Consider the following 686-nt stretch of genomic DNA (forward strand, 5'->3'; position numbering starts at 1 on the left):
TCGGCCAGCACTTCACGCCTCACTCTGTTTGTGAGACGATGGTAGAGATTGCTGGTGTCGTCGACGAGAACGATACCGAGGACCAACAGACGGTGCTTGACCCAGCCTGCGGGAGCGGTCGAATGCTCTTGACTGCCGGTCGGAACCAGCCAGACGCACTGTTTGTCGGGCAAGACAAGGATCCACTGTGTGCCCGCATGACCACGCTGAATTGCTGTTTCCTGAATCTCGACGCCTACATCGTGCAAGGTGACTCACTGACTGTCGAGTTCCAACGGGCGTGGGGAACCTCCTACTCTCCGATGGGTGGAAGCGTTCGCGAGCTAGACGACGAGGAGGTCGAGGATCTTCACGGGTGGATGACCGACGCCTTCGAGAACACGGTCGAAGGAGGGAGCCAGTCCGGCTCAGAACAGCAGACAGAGACGGATTCGGGTGACCGGACGCCGCCGGTCACGACGTCTGTCCTGAGTGAACAGGCCAGTCTGGGCGCGTTCGAGAGCAGCGATTGACGGCTGTTTTGTGTGCCCCAACTGGGCGAGGGGCGTTCCAGTAAGAGCGTCCCGAGAAGACCCATGTCAAGTGAAACAGATGTAGAGCCAGAGACGGCTCGAGAAACAGTTGAAAAGGTCGAACGAACTGACTTTGGGTGCAGAATGGAAGCATGGTAGGATCGAGGCACTGAA

1 protein-coding gene is annotated in these 686 nt (G+C 58.2%); it reads left to right on the top strand.

The genetic code is table 11. The features are described 5' to 3' along the window. Positions 1-512 (top strand): N-6 DNA methylase (locus FY251_RS20625; RefSeq protein WP_148416836.1); only part of this gene is annotated, 512 nt, incomplete at its 5' end. Positions 513-686 lie beyond the last annotated feature (174 nt).

The organism is Haloferax sp. KTX1, from assembly GCF_902410085.1.
GTDB lineage: Archaea > Halobacteriota > Halobacteria > Halobacteriales > Haloferacaceae > Haloferax > Haloferax massiliensis.